Origin of the sequence: Nostoc mirabile CHAB5784 (assembly GCF_020829645.1) — a bacterium.
Classification (GTDB): Bacteria; Cyanobacteriota; Cyanobacteriia; order Cyanobacteriales; family Nostocaceae; genus Nostoc; species Nostoc mirabile.
The window spans coordinates 80,503-98,501 of the sequence record NZ_JAIVFS010000027.1; the positions used below are offsets into that span (position 1 = coordinate 80,503).

The 17,999-nt window shown below is 41.2% G+C and carries 19 protein-coding genes and 1 tRNA gene; 10 read left to right on the plus strand and 10 right to left on the minus strand.

The genetic code is table 11. The annotated features are described in order from the left end of the window. The first annotated feature begins 50 nt into the window (after positions 1–50). The 3 genes from uvrA (at position 51) to LC653_RS18850 (ending at position 3,662) form a co-directional block, all read left to right on the plus strand. A complete protein-coding gene (gene uvrA / locus LC653_RS18840) occupies positions 51–2,957 on the plus strand; it encodes an excinuclease ABC subunit UvrA (protein ID WP_229496077.1) in 2,907 nt (968 codons plus the stop codon). A 136-nt stretch (positions 2,958–3,093) separates the two neighbouring features. Then, the gene (locus tag LC653_RS18845) at positions 3,094–3,426 is read left to right on the plus strand and encodes a DUF6883 domain-containing protein (protein WP_229496078.1); all 333 of its coding nucleotides are present in this window, start codon (positions 3,094–3,096) and stop codon (positions 3,424–3,426) included. Between the two features lie 17 nt (positions 3,427–3,443). Beyond that, on the plus strand, positions 3,444–3,662 hold the full coding sequence (locus LC653_RS18850) for a DUF4926 domain-containing protein (RefSeq protein WP_229496079.1): 219 nt from the start codon (positions 3,444–3,446) through the stop codon (positions 3,660–3,662). Positions 3,663–4,204: 542 nt separating this feature from the next. Here LC653_RS18850 and LC653_RS18855 read toward each other — a convergent pair. The 5 genes from LC653_RS18855 to LC653_RS18875 all read right to left on the minus strand — a co-directional run bounded on the left by LC653_RS18855 (position 4,205) and on the right by LC653_RS18875 (position 6,145). Continuing rightward, complete coding sequence (locus tag LC653_RS18855) at positions 4,205–4,606, minus strand: helix-turn-helix domain-containing protein (RefSeq protein ID WP_229496080.1); 402 nt, start codon at positions 4,604–4,606, stop codon at positions 4,205–4,207. Positions 4,607–4,650: 44 nt separating this feature from the next. Further along, a complete protein-coding gene (locus tag LC653_RS18860) occupies positions 4,651–5,052 on the minus strand; it encodes a type II toxin-antitoxin system VapC family toxin (protein ID WP_229496081.1) in 402 nt (133 codons plus the stop codon). After that, positions 5,052–5,288 (minus strand): hypothetical protein, encoded by a 237-nt coding sequence (locus LC653_RS18865; protein WP_229496082.1) that lies wholly within the window; start codon positions 5,286–5,288, stop codon positions 5,052–5,054. Before LC653_RS18865 ends, LC653_RS18860 begins: the two co-directional genes overlap by 1 nt. A 133-nt stretch (positions 5,289–5,421) precedes the next feature. Then, on the minus strand, positions 5,422–5,832 hold the full coding sequence (locus LC653_RS18870; protein WP_229496115.1) for a C6orf136 family protein: 411 nt from the start codon (positions 5,830–5,832) through the stop codon (positions 5,422–5,424). Between the two features lie 76 nt (positions 5,833–5,908). After that, positions 5,909–6,145 (minus strand): hypothetical protein, encoded by a 237-nt coding sequence (locus tag LC653_RS18875; RefSeq protein WP_229496083.1) that lies wholly within the window; start codon positions 6,143–6,145, stop codon positions 5,909–5,911. Between the two features lie 232 nt (positions 6,146–6,377). Between LC653_RS18875 and LC653_RS18880 the strand changes: the two genes are divergently transcribed. Then, positions 6,378–6,605: a helix-turn-helix domain-containing protein gene (locus LC653_RS18880; RefSeq protein WP_229458305.1), complete on the plus strand. Its 228-nt coding sequence runs from the start codon at positions 6,378–6,380 to the stop codon at positions 6,603–6,605. Between the two features lie 35 nt (positions 6,606–6,640). On the opposite strand, the gene LC653_RS18885 is transcribed toward LC653_RS18880, so the two are convergent. Then, positions 6,641–7,792 (minus strand): glycoside hydrolase family 10-like protein, encoded by a 1,152-nt coding sequence (locus LC653_RS18885; protein WP_229496085.1) that lies wholly within the window; start codon positions 7,790–7,792, stop codon positions 6,641–6,643. 33 nt (positions 7,793–7,825) lie between these two features. Beyond that, positions 7,826–8,644: a DUF1206 domain-containing protein gene (locus LC653_RS18890; protein ID WP_229496087.1), complete on the minus strand. Its 819-nt coding sequence runs from the start codon at positions 8,642–8,644 to the stop codon at positions 7,826–7,828. Between the two features lie 208 nt (positions 8,645–8,852). Here LC653_RS18890 and LC653_RS18895 point away from each other — a divergent pair, with 208 nt between their 5' ends. The 4 genes from LC653_RS18895 (at position 8,853) to LC653_RS18910 (ending at position 12,887) form a co-directional block, all read left to right on the plus strand. Next, entirely contained in the window at positions 8,853–9,734 is an 882-nt protein-coding gene (locus LC653_RS18895) for an alpha/beta fold hydrolase (protein ID WP_229496089.1), read from the plus strand. A 271-nt stretch (positions 9,735–10,005) separates the two neighbouring features. After that, positions 10,006–10,461, plus strand: a complete 456-nt coding sequence (locus LC653_RS18900; RefSeq protein ID WP_229496091.1) for a pentapeptide repeat-containing protein — start codon at positions 10,006–10,008, stop codon at positions 10,459–10,461. Between the two features lie 544 nt (positions 10,462–11,005). After that, complete coding sequence (locus LC653_RS18905; RefSeq protein WP_229496093.1) at positions 11,006–11,836, plus strand: metallophosphoesterase; 831 nt, start codon at positions 11,006–11,008, stop codon at positions 11,834–11,836. A 217-nt stretch (positions 11,837–12,053) separates the two neighbouring features. Further along, the gene (locus tag LC653_RS18910; RefSeq protein WP_229496095.1) at positions 12,054–12,887 is read left to right on the plus strand and encodes a metallophosphoesterase; all 834 of its coding nucleotides are present in this window, start codon (positions 12,054–12,056) and stop codon (positions 12,885–12,887) included. A 607-nt stretch (positions 12,888–13,494) separates the two neighbouring features. Here LC653_RS18910 and LC653_RS18915 read toward each other — a convergent pair. From LC653_RS18915 to LC653_RS18925, 3 genes are all read right to left on the minus strand, one after another. Next, the gene (locus tag LC653_RS18915; RefSeq protein ID WP_229496097.1) at positions 13,495–14,214 is read right to left on the minus strand and encodes a hypothetical protein; all 720 of its coding nucleotides are present in this window, start codon (positions 14,212–14,214) and stop codon (positions 13,495–13,497) included. A 318-nt stretch (positions 14,215–14,532) separates the two neighbouring features. Then, positions 14,533–15,465 (minus strand): WD40 repeat domain-containing protein, encoded by a 933-nt coding sequence (locus LC653_RS18920; RefSeq protein ID WP_229496099.1) that lies wholly within the window; start codon positions 15,463–15,465, stop codon positions 14,533–14,535. A gap of 379 nt (positions 15,466–15,844) precedes the next feature. After that, positions 15,845–16,456 (minus strand): J domain-containing protein, encoded by a 612-nt coding sequence (locus LC653_RS18925; protein WP_229496101.1) that lies wholly within the window; start codon positions 16,454–16,456, stop codon positions 15,845–15,847. Positions 16,457–16,485: 29 nt separating this feature from the next. Here LC653_RS18925 and LC653_RS18930 point away from each other — a divergent pair, with 29 nt between their 5' ends. Continuing rightward, on the plus strand, positions 16,486–17,604 hold the full coding sequence (locus LC653_RS18930) for a tocopherol cyclase family protein (RefSeq protein WP_229496103.1): 1,119 nt from the start codon (positions 16,486–16,488) through the stop codon (positions 17,602–17,604). Positions 17,605–17,637: 33 nt separating this feature from the next. Further along, positions 17,638–17,711, plus strand: a tRNA-Arg gene (locus tag LC653_RS18935). The last annotated feature ends 288 nt before the right edge of the window (positions 17,712–17,999 follow it).

Here is a 17,999-nt window from a genome sequence, read left to right on the forward strand (position 1 = left end):
TAGTATTATTAAGGACTGTTTCATAAGAAACTCCTTCTTTGCCGCCCAATATGTCAGACAAACAGCTAGCAGCATCCTTGAATGGACATCTTCCCTACCCCAGCCACAACAGCCAGAATACCATTCGGATTCGGGGTGCTAGGCAGCATAATCTGAAAAATATTGACTTGGAATTGCCACGCGATCGCCTAATCGTATTCACTGGCGTTTCTGGTTCTGGTAAGTCTTCTCTAGCCTTTGATACCATTTTCGCTGAAGGGCAACGTCGCTATGTGGAATCCCTCAGCGCCTACGCACGGCAATTTTTAGGACAGTTGGATAAGCCGGATGTGGAGGCGATTGAAGGCTTAAGTCCAGCAATTTCTATTGACCAAAAGTCAACGTCTCATAACCCGCGTTCCACTGTCGGTACGGTGACGGAGATTTATGACTATTTGCGGCTGTTGTTTGGTAGGGCTGGCGAACCCCATTGTCCGATATGCGATCGCTGTATTGCACCCCAGACAATCGATGAGATGTGCGATCGCATCATGGAATTACCAGAACGCACCCGCTTCCAAATTCTTGCACCCGTTGTCCGTGGGAAAAAAGGCACACACCGTAAGCTTTTGTCAAGTCTGGCTTCTCAAGGTTTTGTCCGCGTGCGGATCAATGGCGAGATCCGCGAACTGTCAGATTCCATTGAATTGGATAAAAACTTTACCCACACCATCGAAGTGGTAATTGACCGCTTGGTGAAAAAGCCTGATATTCAGGAGCGTTTGGTTGATTCTCTGTCTACGTGTCTTAAGCAATCGGGTGGTATTGCAAACATTGTTGTTAGTCCCAACGAAGGACAAATGACTAATGACAAAGGACAAATGATTAATGACGAAGAATTAGTATTTTCGGAAAACTTTGCTTGTCCAGAACATGGGGCGGTAATGGAGGAATTATCGCCGCGATTATTCTCCTTTAACTCACCTTATGGTGCTTGTCCGCACTGTCATGGCATCGGGACTTTAAGAAGATTTGCGCCAGACTTGATAGTACCCGACTGGGAAGCACCAGTTTATGCTGCGATCGCGCCTTGGTCAGAAAAAGATAATTCTTATTATTTGGAATTACTCTATAGTGTAGGACAGATTTATGGATTTGAGTTACAGACAAATTGGAGCAAGCTGACAGAAGAACAGCAGCAAATTATTTTGTTTGGAGAGAAAGATGAACGAACCGCAGAGGCACAGAGGAAGCAGAGTTTTAAAGGTGCTATTCCAATTTTGCAACGGCAATATGAGGGTGGTTCTGAATTAGTTAAGCAAAAATTAGAGCAGTATTTAATTGATCAACCGTGTGAAGTTTGTCTGGGAAAACGGTTAAAACCGGAAGCCTTGGCGGTGAAGTTGGGACAATATGGAATTTTAGAATTGACGACTGTATCAATTCGAGATTGTCGAGAGAGAATTGAGCAATTTAAGTTGAGCGATCGTCAGTTACAAATTGCTGATTTAGTTCTCCGGGAAATCAAAGCAAGATTGCAATTTTTGTTAGATGTAGGTTTAGATTATCTCACCCTTGATCGTCCCGCCATGACCCTTTCTGGTGGCGAAGCCCAACGAATTCGTCTAGCAACGCAAATTGGTTCTGGTTTAACAGGAGTTCTCTACGTTTTAGATGAACCGAGTATTGGTTTGCATCAACGAGATAATGGCAGGTTGCTCAAAACCTTAACTAAATTGCGCGATTTGGGTAATACATTAATTGTCGTTGAACATGATGAAGAAACAATTCGCGCAGCTAACCATATAGTTGATATTGGCCCTGGTGCAGGAATTCACGGCGGAAATATTATCGCCCAAGGTGATTTTCAGGCGTTATTAGCAGCAGAAGATTCCTTGACGGGTGCATATTTATCAGGAAGGCGAGTAATTACCACACCAGCAGAACGTCGAGAAGGAAATGGGCGCAGTTTGGGAATTAAAAATGCCCATCGTAACAATTTACAAAATATAGATGTAGACATTCCACTAGGTAAACTCGTCTCCATTACAGGTGTGTCTGGTTCTGGCAAATCTACCCTAATTAACGAATTACTGTACCCATCTCTGCAACACCATTTAACTAAGAAAGTTCCCTTACCCAGACATTTGGATAAAATTCAGGGATTGAATGCAATTGATAAAGCGATCGTTATCGATCAATCTCCCATTGGACGCACACCACGTTCTAACCCTGCAACTTACACAGGAATTTTCGATGCGATTCGAGATGTATTTTCCCAAACAGTAGAAGCGAAAGCTAGGGGCTACAAACCTGGACAATTTTCCTTCAACGTTAAAGGTGGACGTTGCGAAGCTTGTAGCGGACAGGGTGTGAATGTTATTGAAATGAACTTTCTCCCGGATGTTTACGTGCAATGCGAAATTTGTAAAGGTGCAAGATACAACCGCGAAACTTTGCAAGTGAAGTACAAAGATAAGTCAATTTCTGATGTACTGAGAATGACAGTTGAAGAAAGTTTAGACTTTTTCCAGAATATTCCCAAAGCGATCGCGCGTTTGCAAACTTTATTTGATGTCGGGTTGGGTTATGTCCAACTAGGACAACCTGCAACTACCTTATCTGGAGGTGAAGCGCAACGGGTGAAATTGGCAACAGAACTATCTCGACGCGCCACAGGTAAGACACTTTATTTAATAGATGAACCGACAACAGGGTTATCTTTTTACGATGTCCACAAATTATTGGATGTGTTGCAACGATTGGTAGATAAAGGTAATTCGATTTTAGTAATTGAACACAACTTAGATGTAATTCGTTGTTCTGATTGGGTGATAGATTTGGGGCCAGAAGGTGGCGACAAAGGCGGAGAATTGATTGCTGTGGGAACACCGGAGGAAGTTGCAAAAAATCCCAGGTCTTATACTGGGCAATATTTGCAGCAGGTTTTGAAACAGTATCCGGCGATGAAATCTTAGTCTTTTCAAAGTAGGGTGCATTATATAAAACTAAACCATCCTATCTCTAAATTTTATCCCTAGTTTGAGACTATTTAATTTTTATTTAACTGTTGAATTGTAGTATGGGTGAGTCAAAGGTTGTAGCAAACGTATTATGAAACTTCCTAACCCTGAATGCGCTATCGTTGAAATAGATAAAATCGCGGGTTACTGTCTCAACCCAGAACATCCAGAGAGAAAACACAAAGCCCGTGTATTTAAATCTGCACTAGACTTAAATTTAGATGATGCAGAAGAATTACAAGCCATACTTTTACAAGCAGTAGCAAATTATGATGCTATCCCTGGTAAAAGGAATCCATACGGTCAAAAATACATTATTGATTTTCTCCTGAATCGTTCAGATAAACAAGCAATTATTCAAAGCGTTTGGATAGTGCGTAATAATGAAGGCTTCCCCCGTCTAGTCACCTGTTATATAATCTAAGCAATGAGGTAATACCAATGAAATTATTAGATGTGGTTGCCCTAACCGAAGACTTACCAGAATTGGGATTGCATCGCGGTCAAGTAGGAACGATTGTAGAAGAATATGAACCTGGAGTTTTTGAAGTAGAATTCAGCGACTTAACAGGAAAAGCTTATGCCGTTGAAACTTTAAATGCTAGTAAGCTAATGACTTTATATCATCAACCAATTGGTGGGAAAACATTATTGGTTTAACTGCCCTCCCTACGGTACTTTTGAGGTCGCCTCAACACCCACACCACATCTTGTTCTGAGAGGGCGGGATTATAGCGATATAGCTAATTCTCTACAGTAAAACCCTCAGAGTGCTTATAGACCAAAGGTTTTGTTAGTTAATAAAAAAATATATTCAGTACAGTAATAATACTGTTGGATATAAAAGCTACTACTATAGAGAATAGATACAGAAAACATTGAGGTGTTAATAATGAGTACAAAAAATGATGACAATAATTTTGGAGAAGCAGCAGGATTTGCAGCAGGTGGTGCTGTGCTAGGAGGTGGTGCTGCGGCTACATAGGGGGTATTGGTGTACTCGCTCCTGCTGCTGGTATTGCTATTGGTATTGGGGCAGCTCCAGTTGTAGCAGCGGGTGCTGTTATAGGGTTGGCAGCTTATGGCATGAAAAAAGCTTTTAACTGGTAACTTTTAGTTCAGTATTTTTCACATAACAAAACCCTCAAAGACTAAGCACTCTGAGGGTTTTGTCGAGATTTGGCGGTATAGGGAAAAGAAAATCAACAAATAAACAAACTTGCATCAACGTGCAAAAACTTTCCCAAAGCCTCAGCTTGTTCTTTCGTCATTTCTAACTCACCATTAATGACTTTAGCAACAATCTCCCTCGAACCAAGAATTTCTACTAAATCAGCTTGTTCCAAACTCCTGGCTTCCATCAAATGCTTGAGCCTTGATTGAGGTGTTGAAACATTAAGCTGATAGTGTTTCTCTTCAAAATCTTCAATCAGTTTTACCAATAATTCCAACAAAGCATCTTCTTCAGGAGTCAGATGGGAACGAGAAAGCAGTTCTTCAACAGTTTCTAAAAATTTCTCGTTTTTCTCTTCTGTCTTGATAATCCGAGGTTGATGTTGAGACAGCAATTGACTGTAAATATCTGAGTTAAAAGTAAGGGTCATTTTTCCAATAGTCTTTGCCATACCCAATTACAAAGATTCTCATCCTACCAGATTATAGCTACCCCAGATAAAGGCATTCTACTGTCTCTACTAATTAGAGGTAAACCCAAATACTTAGCAGTGGCTGCAATAATTCTGTCAGGCATATCAGGAACACTGTCTCGTGGTATTGTTGCCAATGCTGTAACTATCTCATCTGTAAGATTTGCTAGAATCATCCCACTAGTCCCAGCTATTAATGCAGCATCTAACTGAGACTTCATATCCGCTGATATACGTCCTTTTTCCTGTAAATAAACAATTTCTACAAGGCAAATGGTTGGTATGTAAATAACAATTTCACCGCCTTCGCACTCCTCAAAAGCCTGGTTAGCAGCAGGACTAAGACGCGAACTATCTTCTAAATACCAAATCAGAGCATGAGTATCCGTTACCAAATTAGACATCAAACGTCCTTTCGAGGGAAGTTTGCCCACATTTGCTCTCTAATTTCTGAAATGTCTGACTCACTGATATTGCTACCTCGCCACAACCCTCTCAAAGACTTTCGCATTTTAGGCTGAATCATTGCCAACTCTCTTTCGATTTGTGGTGCGACTTGCTCAATCAAGCGTACCTTATCTACTAATGAAAGCTGCTTTACTAATTCCAGAGCTTCTTCTAACTTTACTGCTTTCTCCATTTTGTCTGACCTTAACTTTTATCAACAGTTTATCATTATCTTAGTCAAGAGGAAGAGGTGATTTAAACTAAATTTCACAAACTATTTCAATCTTAATTATTCTTCGTCTCAAAAACGAATATTTAACAGCTAATTAGCTCTCTCCTCCCCTTTGCCAAAACTGTTGTAAAATCTCCCCTGGTTTTCTATCCCAAGTGTCGATATGCTCGTATATCAAATTATCTTGGTTGAGTTTATACGTTGAATAGCCATTAAAAAGCAAACCAGCTTTCCAGGGAACGCGTAACACTCCCCGCACTGTCCACTTTGCTAAAATCGTATCTTCGGCTGACTGATAAACCTCATGCACATCAAAGTAAATTTGGGTAAAAAATAGCCGAGCGTGAAATCGCAATGTCCAAAATATAATGCGATAGTTAAATTTATATTTGAATGTATTTACCGGGTCTTTAAAATAAATATCCTGTGTATAAATGTCATAGGAAATGTCTTTTTTAAAAAGTGTAGGTAAATCCTGTTTGAGAGTCTTAATTACTCGTTCCATTTGCAAGTGACTGTGTAGTTTCAATTTTGGCAATCGCCCCTAAGCACTATCAGCTAGAGGCGAAAGCACTTAAGTCTTAACCGCTAACATTAATGTAACGAATTAAGATTCTAATTACCTCACCACTGACAGGAGATGGTAAAAGTGGAGTCCATTCGCTCACTTCGGCAAAGCCAAGAACATGCAAGTGGTGAACAATACTATTCACGCTTTTGGTAGCACCGCAAGCTATAAGGCGGACGGGTTGTTTGCCTTGAGGTGCATCAGGTATAGGCGCTTTGAGTAAATCTGGAACTGAAAGAGGTTCTATCATAGTTAGTATCACCTTATTTATAGTTGGTGAGCAAGCGATCGCACTCAAGTTGTCCAGGCGAGAGGCGCGATCGCTTTGTCATATGTACATACCAAGTTTATTCGGAATCGAGGATTTTTACAACCGTTGCGGTCTAATAAAAGACTTTAACGGTCTAATAAATAATAATTGCTGAAACAAAGTGTTAGCATCTGCCTTGCTAGATCACGGATATTAACTGAGCATTTAAGTAGTGATTCGATGGAAATTGGCAGTCATGATGGCTGAACGCAATATTAGTAACAAAGAACTGGCTCTCTTAACTGGAATGAATCCTCGATCGGTTTCCAGGCTAAAAGTTCGTCGCCACCTCACCAGAATTGACGAAACCACGTTGAATGCACTTTGCAAAGCCCTGAAGTGTCAGCCAGGGGACTTATTGGTTTATGAAGAGGATAAACCTGATATTAAAGAGAAATAGCCCGATAAAGACCATCACAGACCGACTGCAATCTACTAAAGATTTCTCAAAAACCTTTCCACCTTTTGCCAAATAGAAGATGTCCTCTTGTTACTCACACCACCCGCACTCAAATCTGACAGAGTAGGAAATGATGCAGACTTAGCATAAGGCCCATTTCGCAAAACTTTAGCTAGGGTATTGTTATTCTCGCGCAAACCTTCGTAAAAAAAGAATACCTCTCCTTGAATGCCAAGTTGACGATTGTATTCAATTGCCTGCACCAAATATTCTGGACTAATACAATAACTGCCAAGCTTCATCAGTATTCCCGGCGCTAACTTGGGCAGCGTCGCATCTGTGAACTGCTGGTTTACCAGTTTATCAGCGATCGCAGAATAACTCCTAAAGTCACGGCGATAAATCTGCGGCTGAATCATATCAACTATTCCCCGTTTCAGCCATGTGGGTGAGTCTTGCAGATATTCCTGAAATGCCCAATCATGAATATTAGGTGCGATCGCTACTAGCAAATTAGGATTCACCGCTTTCACCTCCCGGTAGAGACGCGCTAAAAAATCACTGAGAATATCTGCACGCCACTGTAACCATTGCCTATCTTTGGGGTTCTGTGGCGGATTGTGATTAAATTGCTGATGATAACGTGCTACAGTTCCCTCATCATAGCCACCTTCAGAGGGGAATGCAGGGAAGCGATCGTCTCCTTGAACACCATCCACATCATAATTCTTTACAACTTCCAGCACCAAGTTCAAGAAGAATTCCTGCACCTGTAAGTCGAGTGCATTCAACCACTCAAAGCCGTTTTTCTTCAGTAAATTGCCGTTACAATCACGCGCAGCCCATTCCGGTTTTTTTTGTAAAAGTACACCACCATTCAAATTGTAGGAACTGGCAAAACCGTATTCAAACCAAGGAATGACTTTCAACCCAACTCGCCGCGCCTCAACTATCACTTCTTCTAAAGGGTCACGACCTACAGACATAGGGTCAATTTCGACTCCAAATGTCTGCTGCATTGTTTGACTAGGATATAAAGTTACTGCCTTGTTCCAAACAACGGGAAACACCACATTAAATCCCGTCTCGGCCAGAAAATCCATCGCCTCAGCAATGCGTTGCTTTGACCTGAGAACCTTACTATCAGTAGTAGTCAGCCAAATACCACGGGTTTCTATTATTGCCATTTCTATAAATTGAAATTCTCGGCACTGCACCATCTAAACATTGACTAGCCGACGATACCGCGCCTGTATTATTGTGTAAATGGCATAGGCAACCAAACCTAACGCCACAATACCTAAAAGCCATGCTCCATTAGGCTGTCGCGCTAGCGTCTGTAATACTTCATCCAAACCTTGTGCGGTAGCGGCGTTCGATTGTCTAGCAGCTTCGATTAAAAACCAGCCGATAATACAAAATACTATACCCCGTGCCGCTAAACCAAATCTGGAAATCCTCATTACCCATTGGGCTTCTGTGTTGCTTAATTCAGTTAAATTGAGTTCTTTACAAAATTTGCCACTAAAAGCTTGATAAAACTGATAGAAGCCTAGAGCAATTACAAACACCCCCACAGTTCCAACTAACCATTGACCAAAGGGTTGAGAAAGCAAACGTGCTGTCGAATCTTCAGTAGAATCACTACTATTTTTACCGATGCCTGTACCCATAACGATTTTCACAGCACTTAATGCTAAACTTGCATAAATCAAGCCATTAACTGCGTAACCAATTCGTACTGCCAAACCTTTGGCATCATTACCTTTATTTTCTGGGTCTTTAATTGCCTGTACAAAACGCCAGATTACGTATCCAATCAAGCCAATTGCAACTAAAGCCAGCAAAAATTTACCAAACGGCTGGTTGACAATTGTTTGGAGAGCGCCTTGGGTATCAGTTGTTTTACCACCCCTGCCAAAAGCTGCCTGTGCTGCCAGTAGTCCAACTATACCGTAAACTACTCCCTTGGAAATATAGCCAAATCGTCCCAGTCGCTCAACCCACAATGAAGCATGGTTTGTCAACTGTTGTGTCATGGTAATTGGGGAGAAGTATTATATCTACCTTTTACCAAAATTTACCCACGATTCACATCTACCGCAGGGCAAATTGTCTAATATTTTTGCAAAAAATCACTATCGTAATACTGTCTTTCAATAGATGTGAGGCTGATCAAAATAATATTACACTTGCTAAGTAAATTATTATCATTTAGTGTTTTTTAATGCTGAATTGGGATTAATTATGTCTCTAATAGAAAGTTCTTGGAAACACGAATATATAACTACCAATGGGGTAAAACTACACTACGTTACCCAAGGTGAAGGCCCCTTAATGTTGATGTTGCATGGGTTTCCTGAGTTTTGGTACTCTTGGCGGCATCAAATACCAGAATTTGCCCAAGATTTTAAAGTCGTCGCCCTTGACTTGCGTGGCTACAACGATAGTGATAAACCAAATGAGCAATCAGCTTATGTAATGAATGAGTTTATCAAAGATGTTGAGGGAGTAATTAAAGGATTAGGATACCAAAAATGTGTATTAGTTGGACATGATTGGGGAGGTGCGATCGCTTGGAATTTTGCATACACTTACCCCGAAATGTTAGCACAATTAATTATTCTTAACCTGCCTCATCCTGCGAAATTTGCCCAAGGCTTACGCACTCCTCAACAGTTGCTACGTAGCAACTACATATTCCTCTTTCAACTACCGTGGGTACCAGAATTACTTTTACAATCTTCAGACTACCAAGCAATTGAAACAGTTTTTAAAGGTACAGCAGTTAACAAAAGTGCTTTCACCAAAGCGGATATTGACGCTTATAAAAATGCTGCTGCAAAACGCGGTGCCCTCACAGCAATGTTGAACTACTACCGTAATATTTTTCAACAGAGAATGCTAAATCCAAGTTGGGGCGTTCTGGAAGTGCCAACACTGATGATTTGGGGAGAAAATGACACTGCACTCGGCAAGGAACTAACCTACGACACCGCAGCATACGTCAGGGATTTTCAAATCAAGTACATACCCAATTGTGGCCATTGGGTGCAGCAAGAACAACCTGAATTGGTTAATCAGTATATGCGAGAATTTCTGAGGACTAAAACTAACAGTATTTACTAAAAAGTATAAATACTTATCAAAATAGCCAAATTATGGCGAGTAGTGCAACTTTTAAAAAGATTTAACAGTGATTTAACACTGGCAGTTTTTGCAGGATTGTCAAGTAAAAATCGCCAAAAATCAGAATTAACGGCATATTTAGATTACCGTTATCCCTGTCTCATATCACAACTAACTTGTCAGGAGATAGATTGACCTAAAGAAGTTTAATGAGATAATAGAGTTGTGAGGGACAGAACGGACGCAACTTGATTATTTAAGGGGGAAAATTATGAAACTCCAGCTATTAGCGGCCATGGCCTTAGCAACTCCCCTATTTTTCACTACCTCGGTTAGAGCCGAGAATCCGCAGGACTTAGAAAAGCTGCTTTCAACTGGGACATGTATCAAGTGTGATCTATCGGGAGCTAACCTCAGTGGCGCTCATTTAATTGGTGCTGACTTGAGAGGCTCGAAGCTTCAAGGAGCCAACCTTGTAGGGGCTAACCTCGAAGGTGCTGACTTAACTGGTGCAAACTTGGCAGGTGCTAACCTAACATCAGCTTATGTAACCAATGTGAATTTGAAGCAAACCAATCTCAACGGGGTAAATTTTACTCGCGCTACGATTCACGATTCTAATGTGTATAAAGCATCAATGAATGATCTCAATCTTACTGATGCCGAAATCTTTAACACTGGAATCGGGGTTGGTGGAGAAGATGCTGAGATTCCTGATTGGGACTAGTACCGCAAGGCGAAAGTCAAAAGTTAACACTGAGCGACTTGCCTTGAGCCTGTCCTGAGCGTAGCCGACTTGTACTGAGCGGCGTCGAAGTAAGGGCACAGTCGAAAGGAGTCGAAGTGTCAAAAGTCAAAAAGCTTATAGGGCAGACTTTTTGGCGATTTGGAATGGGTGGTTTATTTACGCCGTACTGTACTAGGCTGAACTGAGTAGGCAGGTTAGAATAAACACAACATCAGAGAAACTGGTTTTTTGCCAGCATTATCTTTAAAATCTGCCTATACGCTATACAAAAATAAAAAATGAAATCCCTCTGCGTTGTAATGACTTTACTACGACGAAAGCAGAGGGGTTTTCTTATTTGGGTTGAATCGAATTATCTGTGCAAAAAAGTGGAATTTAGGCTGAAAAGTTTTACTATGTATAGATTTCAGGCTTTTGATTAGTTTTCATTAAATTTTTAATAAGTTGTACTGAATCTCTACACACAAATCGAGGATGTTTCGTTAAGCTGTTAGCGCTATGATTGAGCTTTAGTGAACGTCTTATGCATTGGTTGTTATCTGGGCCGTTGAGTATAGAGAAATTGACGGTTAACATTACAGGGTTGCCTGCATCGTTACAAGGTCAGAAGCTGGTGCAGTTGTCAGATTTTCACTACGACGGTTTGCGGCTATCGGAAGAAATGCTAGAAAAAGCGATCGCATTTACTAATGAAGCTAAACCAGATTTAATTTTATTAACTGGTGACTACGTAACTGACGATCCGGCGCCGATTCACCAACTGATACTTCGACTCAAACATCTGCAAAGTCGCAGTGGTATCTATGCTATTCTTGGCAATCACGATATACATTACAAAAACGCAAAAACAGAAGTTACCGATGCCCTTACTAGCATTGGAATCCACGTCCTTTGGAATGAAATTGCCTATCCACTAGGAAAAGAATTACCCCTTGTTGGGCTAGCTGATTATTGGTCACGGGAATTTGATCCTGTACCAGTTATGAATCAACTAAACCCCGACACACCCCGCATCGTTTTATCCCACAACCCAGATACTGCGGAGATACTGCAAGCATGGCGAGTTGACTTACAATTATCTGGTCATACTCACGGTGGTCAAATCGTGATTCCCGGAATTGGCCCTGCAATGTTTTTTTACGACAAGCTTGCAGAAAAAATACCTAAAAAAGTGCAGCGTCGATTTCCATTTTTGTCAGAAAATGTTTCTGTAGTCAGCCATTGGGAATGGGCACAGGGTTTACATCATCTGGGAAAAAATCAGCTATATGTCAATCGTGGTTTGGGAACTTACCTCCCAGGACGCTTATTTTGCCGCCCAGAAGTTACTATAATCACCCTACAGGGTGAATAAGTAATCCAAATTTAAAAATTCAAGAACAGAATCACAGCAGGTATTCTGGCTAATGAGTACCTGCAAATTCGAGTGAGTCCTGCTTAGTTTAGTTTCAGAATTTCAATCAATTAGTTAATTGTATCTGGAGTAGATGACATAAATTATTGCAGTTTATCAAGTTACATTTTAATTTTGGTAAGCTATAAGCGCTGGTATGAGGAGTATCGGTTGCCTTATGCATTGGTTGTTTACGGGACATTTAAGAGTAGATAAAATCACGGTTAAGATTGCGGAACTTCCAGCATCTTTACAAGGTACAACGCTAGTGCAGTTGTCAGATTTTCACTACGATGGTTTGCGCCTGTCGGAAGACATGTTAGAAAAAGCGATCGCACTTACTAATGAAGCTGAACCAGATTTAATTCTATTAACTGGTGACTACGTAACTGACGATCCGACGCCGATTCACCAATTGGTGCATCGACTCAAACATCTGCAAAGTCGCTGTGGTATCTACGCCGTACTTGGTAATCACGATATCTATTACAGCCACTCAAAAGCAGAAGTTACACAGGCGTTAACTAGCATTGGCGTGCATGTGCTTTGGAATGAAATCGCCTATCCATTAGGAAAAGAATTACCCCTTGTTGGGCTAGCTGATTATTGGTCACGGGAATTCTACCCTGCACCAGTCATGAATCAACTAGACTCGGTTACACCGCGTATCGTTTTATCTCATAACCCAGATACAGCAAAGATATTGCAACAATGGCGGGTAGATTTGCAACTATCTGGTCATACCCACGGTGGTCACATCGTAATTCCAGGCATTGGCCCTGTAGTATTTTATTATAAAAAGCTACTCAAACAAATTCCCAAAAAATTACGGCGTTGGGTAACATTTTTCTTAGGAGACTGTTCTAAAGTCGTGCGATATTGGGAGTGGGCGCAAGGGTTTCACAAAGTAGAAGAAAATCAACTATATGTCAATCGGGGCTTAGGAACTTATAAACCAGGACGTTTATTTTGTCCGCCAGAAGTGACTGTAATTACGTTAGTTAGTCATTAGTCATTAGTCATTAGTCATTGGTCATTGGTCATTGGTCATTGGTCATTGGTCTAAATAAATGACAAAGGACAGCCCTTACTGATCAATGTGCAATTTAAATGCATAACACTCAAAGCAGAAACCGCCTGAAGCTACGGTGGATAAATATCAGCAGCTTGGGGCGGTTTCTTGAAGATTGGAGAATTCAGAAGTAACTAACTCAAACTAAGGTGAACAGCATTGGCGATCGCTCTACTCAGAATTGCACATCCTTACATTCCAATTAGGCAGGCATTTTCTGGCTGTGCGTTTTAAAACCTCCAAAACAACTCATTGAACTTAAGGCGAAAACACATTCATTCAATGGATGCCACAACCAAGCATAGCGATCGCAAGAACATTAGAGCAGGAGGTACAGGCTCTAACTGGAAAGTTTTTCTTTAACTCTTAACCTGTTTGTACCTTGCTCTTAATCTAGCATCATGTTTGTTTAGCTACAAGACACGTTTACTAAACTTGAGTACCATTAATTTTTCGCAACAATTCAGAAATCTTTCTTAAAAATATTCCCACTTGTTAGATGTTGACGTTAATGCCAGCATTATCAAGTGGGCTGATTCAGAAGCCGTTATTGAGCAGAACCGCCTGTAGTAGTATCATCTGCGGTAGAAGAACCGCTATTAGATGTACTGTTTGACTGGTCTACTCCTTGAGGTGGAGTGGTTTTAGAGGTGTCGCTTTTCGTACCTGGCGCAACAGTATTAGTAGTTGGACTTTGTGTCGCTTTAGGGGTTGGCTGGATTGCAGAAGGCGCTTTTTCTGCGGCAGGCTGCTGGGGTGGAATAGTAATGTTAATATCCGGTTGGCGAGGTGCAGATGGAGGTGTAACCTGCTGTTGTGGAACAGGAACAGCAACAGGAACAGGTACTTCCCTGGTTCTTTCGATTATCGTCGTTTTTGTTTGAGGAGAAGCACTAGGAGTTGGACTACTATTACTTGGTACAGGAACGGCGACAGGCACAGTATTGTCAACGGCTGCGTTATTCTGCTGGTTGAAGTACCAGACGCCACCTACAATCAAACTAAGTAGGGAAGTAATGATAATACCCAACAGCAAACCACGACTAGCATTGTTATTGTCACGCTCGGCTAAATCAGCTTGCTGGTAGTTACGCTCAGTATTTCGACCTTGTACGTAACCGTTACTGTAAGAGTTGGGATTAGCTGTGCTGTTCTTGACTGTTTCAGTGGTTCGCGTTAAGTCAGTGTGAATATTACCATTAGTATCAGTGTAAGATTCTTGCTTGATTTCACTGTTTTTGCTTTCGCGTTCATTGGGAATAGACATAGCTGTTGATTTAACTCCTCGATATGATTTTGACAAACTAAAGTTTTGTAAGAACAAGAGGTTTTAATGAGCTTAAAAATTTATGTTGCTGATAAATATTGAGTTTTATTTGCTACTCAACTGTTGGTAATTCTCAGGATAACCTCTGAGATCAGACAAGTGGCTCTATCTCCAGGAAGTTAATACTTAATCGAAAGAAAGATTATCCCAAAGATAGATGTTATTAAACTGTTAGGTGATGCATTGATAAGAAATTCGCAATTTACTTCAGTTATCTAAATTTTTAATCAACTTGAATAGATTATGCTTATAGGTCATTTATAAAAGAATGACAGCCTTGCTAACGGGGAATAGGGTAATAGTTTTATCCCCACTGCCACTAGCCAGCGTCTTACCATCTGGGCTAAAGGCAACGGAGTAAACCGCATCTTCAGATCCTGAAAAAGTACAGAGTTCATTGCCTGTATCTAGCTGCCATAACTTGATCGTTTTGTCTTTACTACCGCTAGCTATAATTTTGCCATTGGGGCTAAAAGCGACAGAACAAACATGATCAGAGTGCCCAGTTAGGGTACGAAGTTCTTGACCGCTTTCTAGATGCCATAGCTTAATCGTCTTGTCCCAGCTACCACTTGCTAAAGTCTTGCCATTTGGGTTGAAAGCAACCGAATTTATCCCTCCAAACCAATCGGAATGCCCCGTAAGGGTAAGAACTTTCTGTTTATCCAGATGCCAAATATTGATGGTTTTGTCATTACCAGCACCACCACTGGCTAAAGTTTTTCCATCTGGGCTGAAAGCGACGCATAAAACGTCATCTGAATGCCCTTTGAGTGTGTGTATTTTCTTCCCTGTCTCTATTGACCAAAGTTGGATCGTCTTGTCTTTACTGCTACTGGCTAAAGTTTTTCCATCCGCGCTAAAGGCAACAGAGTAAACCTTTTCTTCATGTCCTGTGAAGGTACAGATTTCATTTCCTGTTAGAACTTCCCATAATTTAATAGTTTTGTCATCACTAGCACTGGCTAGAATCTTGCCATTAGGGCTGAAAGCAACAGAATTTACCCCTCCAGACCAAGAAGACTCTCCATGTCCCTTGAGGGTGCGTGATTCCTGGTTAGTTAAATGCCAAATTTTTATGGTTTTGTCATCACTACCACTAGCTAAAGTCTGCCCATCAGGACTGAAGACGACGGACATCACCTTATTTGAATGCCCTTTGAGGGTGCGTACAGATATTAGGCGTTGCATATTTAAGAATACTAAATAAATCAGCAGCAAATATAACTTTACTTAGTATTCCCAAGTATAAGTATTCTCTAACTCAAGGTATGGTGTCACCGTCTAAATCAACACGCAGTAGGGGCACAGCATTGCTCATACGTGTCAACTTAATGTAAAAGTTATGTCCCGCAAGGAACTTAAGTTCCTTGCTAATAGCAAAAGTAATCTAAAGATTACTAAATATCCGCAAAAATCTTTAGTCTAGTTCAGTAGACTTTAGCTAAAAGCCAAAGAACTTTAGTTCCAGGCGGTTGAGGAAGCCCAGCAGTTAAGCTATTTTTAGCTTAAGTTGACACCAATGAGCAATGCTGTGCCCCTACTAATGATATGTATTCTACGCAACTTATTATCTCCAACGCCGATTTAGCCGCAATATCTTTTTAATCCTCTGACAAAATCTTTCTAGCAGAGGTCTAGGTTTGGATACATATCTAGGCGATCGCGATGTACGTGCAGCGCCCGGATTTCTTAACTCTTCTTCTATTTGTGCAGCTTTATTTAAATCGGAAGCGGCTCTATATTCGTATCCCAGTTGAGAGCAAACTAGCCCACGATATTTATACGCCTCAACATAGTGAGGATTGAGACGAATTGCATGGGTAAAATCTGCGATCGCATCCTCATACCTTCCTTCTGTAGCATTCTCTACTCCTAAACTATAGAAAGTTTCAGCATCCCAACGATTCACAGATATTTTTGTAGGATTTTTAGGCGAAGATGAAGATGGATTTTCAGGAATAGGAGGCTCAGATGGACTTTCTGATTTGAGCTTGTTGTAAGCTGAGTTGATTGATTTGATTTTTTCCTCAGCTTCCTGTTTTTGCTTTTGCTCAAGAAAGCGATCGGGATGCCAAATTTTCACCAGTTGACGGTAAGCTCGCTTTACTTGTGCTTGTGATGCACCCGGTTCCAACCCAAGAATTTCATAAGCATGATTGATATCGAGGTCATCGCGCATACTGAAAAAATCGGCAACTATATAGATATATGTTAACTATTCCTCTAAATCTCCTCCAATCAATTCAAACGCCCCATTCTGGTTATCACTGGGATGGTAGTAGTCGCCGCTTTTTTGAAGGTTGGTATTACCGCGTCACTTTACCGGAAATTGGGCAAACATTCGCCTTTATGTACTCCATCGAAGATCCCATTGGCGGTAAACCCCACAGTGGTGGTGCAGCCCAAATCCTCGGCCCGAATGATGAGTATTTATGCCGTACTTTTCCTGATGTGAATAAATTTTGGGGTAGTCGAGATGTCTTAGGTTTAGGCCATTGGGGTAAAACAGATTTGCAAATTTCTCCTCTATACTTGCTCCCAGCAGAGTTTGAGCATCATGTTCAAGAGGGTTATCAAGCTACAGCCACCTTGAATCAGGGAATAATTCGCGATGGCTTCGCCAACGCCAAGGGCGATCGCGCCACCAATAATTATTGCCGTTGGGAGTATGAAATTCAACCTGTATACGGTTGGGGTAATCAAAATAGCATTCAGCAATCAACCGCAGGCTGGCTGTCATTTTTGCAGATTTTTGAACCTGGATGGCAAATTTTGATGGCTCACGGTTTAGCCAGTGGAAAAATTGACTGGAATGGTAAAATTTACGAATTCACCAACGCCCCAGCCTACGGCGAGAAAAATTGGGGTGGTGCTTTTCCTCAAAAATGGTTTTGGCTAAATTGTAATTGCTTTGAAGGCGAACCCGATTTAGCATTAACTGCTGGCGGTGGACGGCGGGGTGTGCTGTGGTGGATGGAATCTGTAGCGATGATTGGGTTGCACTATCAAGGCAAGTTTTATGAATTCGTTCCCTGGAATTCACAAGTAGACTGGGAAATTCAGCCTTGGGGTAGATGGCAAATGAAAGCTACTAACTCTAATTATGAAATTGAATTGACAGGAACCACAGATTTACCTGGTACACCTCTGCGTGCGCCCACAGAGGATGGTTTAAAATACTGTTGCCGAGACACCATGCAAGGAAAGTTAAATTTAGAGTTACGAGAACTAAATGGGAGAAAATCTAAAATAATCTTGAAAGCAGAAAGTTTTCTTTGTGGTTTAGAAGTAGGCGGCAGTTGGGATAATTTTTGGCAGTCTCGGTAAAAGTACTGCTATAATTATATATGCTTCATAGTTGGGGTTGTAGCTCAGTTGGATAGAGCGGACGCCTCCTAAGCGTCAGGTCGTGCGTTCGAGCCGCACCAGTCCCGTAAGCAAAGAAATCCTTAAGACCTTGACTAATAGCAGGTCATAGGGATTTTTTTTAGATGATATCATCTACCAGCACTGTCCCTTCCTCACAAAAATCGATGCTGAGATGATAATCTTCCAGGAGTGCTGTGCCAATTAGGGGACGACGACCCATCGCTAAAACTGACTTTTCCCGTTAAGTCTGTTTTGCAAGCTGCCAACCTTCACAGAGGTCGTGTAATTTTAACCAACCTCGCCACAGTACCTGGATACCAATTGGTGTTTTGCTTCGATGTTCTAGGTAGCCG

What these genes read in the sequence shown, in the direction of transcription:
- uvrA (WP_229496077.1), top strand. Translation starts at nt 51, where the DNA reads ATGTCAGACAAACAGCTAGCAGCATCCTTGAATGGACATCTTCCCTAC.
- LC653_RS18845 (WP_229496078.1), top strand. Translation starts at nt 3,094, where the DNA reads ATGAAACTTCCTAACCCTGAATGCGCTATCGTTGAAATAGATAAAATC.
- LC653_RS18850 (WP_229496079.1), top strand. Translation starts at nt 3,444, where the DNA reads ATGAAATTATTAGATGTGGTTGCCCTAACCGAAGACTTACCAGAATTG.
- LC653_RS18855 (WP_229496080.1), bottom strand. Translation starts at nt 4,606, where the DNA reads ATGACCCTTACTTTTAACTCAGATATTTACAGTCAATTGCTGTCTCAA.
- LC653_RS18860 (WP_229496081.1), bottom strand. Translation starts at nt 5,052, where the DNA reads ATGTCTAATTTGGTAACGGATACTCATGCTCTGATTTGGTATTTAGAA.
- LC653_RS18865 (WP_229496082.1), bottom strand. Translation starts at nt 5,288, where the DNA reads ATGGAGAAAGCAGTAAAGTTAGAAGAAGCTCTGGAATTAGTAAAGCAG.
- LC653_RS18870 (WP_229496115.1), bottom strand. Translation starts at nt 5,832, where the DNA reads ATGGAACGAGTAATTAAGACTCTCAAACAGGATTTACCTACACTTTTT.
- LC653_RS18875 (WP_229496083.1), bottom strand. Translation starts at nt 6,145, where the DNA reads ATGATAGAACCTCTTTCAGTTCCAGATTTACTCAAAGCGCCTATACCT.
- LC653_RS18885 (WP_229496085.1), bottom strand. Translation starts at nt 7,792, where the DNA reads ATGGCAATAATAGAAACCCGTGGTATTTGGCTGACTACTACTGATAGT.
- LC653_RS18890 (WP_229496087.1), bottom strand. Translation starts at nt 8,644, where the DNA reads ATGACACAACAGTTGACAAACCATGCTTCATTGTGGGTTGAGCGACTG.
- LC653_RS18895 (WP_229496089.1), top strand. Translation starts at nt 8,853, where the DNA reads ATGTCTCTAATAGAAAGTTCTTGGAAACACGAATATATAACTACCAAT.
- LC653_RS18900 (WP_229496091.1), top strand. Translation starts at nt 10,006, where the DNA reads ATGAAACTCCAGCTATTAGCGGCCATGGCCTTAGCAACTCCCCTATTT.
- LC653_RS18905 (WP_229496093.1), top strand. Translation starts at nt 11,006, where the DNA reads ATGCATTGGTTGTTATCTGGGCCGTTGAGTATAGAGAAATTGACGGTT.
- LC653_RS18910 (WP_229496095.1), top strand. Translation starts at nt 12,054, where the DNA reads ATGCATTGGTTGTTTACGGGACATTTAAGAGTAGATAAAATCACGGTT.
- LC653_RS18915 (WP_229496097.1), bottom strand. Translation starts at nt 14,214, where the DNA reads ATGTCTATTCCCAATGAACGCGAAAGCAAAAACAGTGAAATCAAGCAA.
- LC653_RS18920 (WP_229496099.1), bottom strand. Translation starts at nt 15,465, where the DNA reads ATGCAACGCCTAATATCTGTACGCACCCTCAAAGGGCATTCAAATAAG.
- LC653_RS18925 (WP_229496101.1), bottom strand. Translation starts at nt 16,456, where the DNA reads ATGCGCGATGACCTCGATATCAATCATGCTTATGAAATTCTTGGGTTG.
- LC653_RS18930 (WP_229496103.1), top strand. Translation starts at nt 16,486, where the DNA reads ATGTTAACTATTCCTCTAAATCTCCTCCAATCAATTCAAACGCCCCAT.